Source organism: Planktothrix sp. FACHB-1355, from assembly GCF_014748295.1.
GTDB lineage: Bacteria > Cyanobacteriota > Cyanobacteriia > Cyanobacteriales > Aerosakkonemataceae > Aerosakkonema > Aerosakkonema funiforme_A.
Genome location: NZ_JACJUP010001351.1, coordinates 1 through 1640 on the forward strand (window position 1 = coordinate 1; position 1640 = coordinate 1640).

The 1640-nt window shown below is 38.2% G+C and carries 2 protein-coding genes; both read left to right on the forward strand.

All coding sequences use genetic code 11. From position 1 onward, the window contains the following. Nucleotides 1–593: 593 nt before the first annotated feature. Nucleotides 594–1139, forward strand: a complete 546-nt coding sequence (locus H6S82_RS32320) for a hypothetical protein (RefSeq protein WP_190468033.1) — start codon at nt 594–596, stop codon at nt 1137–1139. 125 nt (nt 1140–1264) lie between these two features. Further along, on the forward strand, nt 1265–1640 hold a 376-nt coding region (locus H6S82_RS32325), incomplete at its 3' end, for a substrate-binding domain-containing protein (RefSeq protein ID WP_191057431.1).

Here is a 1640-nt window from a genome sequence, read left to right on the forward strand (position 1 = left end):
TGGATGTGCCTACTATTAGTTCTAGTGACAGCGATCGACTGATGTAAAGCGATCGCAGCTGCACAACCTCTCCTGAAGGCTAACCGTCCCCCCAAGGTACGGGAAACCCCCCTTCAAGAGAAGGCACTCTTGCGATCGATATAGAGATTTGGCAATTAAACTCAAAAAGCCGTCAGGACGGGTACGAGAGGACTAACTAAAACGATCGATTAATGATTAATAAATCTTATCTAATATTTCCAGCTTAATTTAGGCTATATTTATTATCATTATTCATTTGCAGCCTAATTACACCTCCTATTAAACATAAAATATATATATATATATATATAAAGTATTGATCGGAAAAGTAAACTCTGCAATATTGATTGGATACACATTAAGAGAAGCAAAATGCTTACAACATCTTTAACAATTCTTAAATTTAAACGAGCAGGGTAAAGTCTTTCCTACTCTTAGAAAATCTGCTTCAGATTATCAAGAATATACAGGGATGCCCCTACCAATAAGCCAGGACTTAAGTTCCCTGTGAGTCTGATTGATTATCATGTAAATAAACGATACTAAAAAAACACAACCATACTCAAAAACTAATGATGTTTTACACAAAGACTTGGCAAAGCATATTAATTATTACAGGTATGGCAGTTTGTGCCTCCTCCATCTATACCTGTAATGTTCAGGCTCAATCTTTGATTGAGAAAGAGAATCTATTAATAGCCCAAAATCTAGGGGGAATAGCCCGAAAAATACCCCTAGAAGAAATAGCACTTCCAGCGATGTCTTCAGCAAAGACGGCGACAAATGCTGAATTTAACCAAGCCCTAATTGAACTGAAGTCAGATGGTTCGTTAATATACATACTCAGAGGGAAAAACCAACAAGGCTTTGAAGTTGAAGTACAAGTTACTCCCAGTGGCACTGTTATTCAAGTTGACGAGCAAATAGATTTCAGTGCAGTTCCTGAAATTGCCGTAAAAGCTTTCAAACGATGGGCACCAAATGACCAACTTATCAGCACTTGGCGGAGTACCCGTCTTGGGGAAGTTTTCTATCGATTTACCATTCAGGATTTTTGGTTAGAAATTGCTACTGATGGCAGTAAAATCATCATTTACCAAAAAAAAGTTCGGTATTAGTAAATCAAAAACCAGTTGCCCGCAGAATATAATTCTGCGGCTACACAAACCAATTCGACAAGACAAGGACTAATGGAAAATCAAGAATTTGGCTTACGTATCAACCTTACTTAATAAAGATACTCATGCAGAAATTTATCATCGGGGAATGGCAAAAAATTTTCACTGCCACATTAACGATAACAACAATTTGTTTCAGCACTAATGCTGCTTGGGCGCAATTACTCAGGGGGGCTGGTGATTCTTTTGCTGAACCTCTTTATCAGCGTTATAGCAGAGAATACGAACAACAAACAGGAGAAAAGTTCAAATACACTATTATTGGTAGTGGTGGTGGGATTCGGTTATTTATCAAAAAGTCGATCGACTTTGCCGCTAGTAGTTTAATTCCTACTCCCATTGAGCAAAATCAGATGGAAGATGGTTTGCTAATGGTGCCCACGGGTGGAGGTGCATTAGCCATTGTTTATAACCTGCAAAATGTGACAAGCGAGGTCAAAT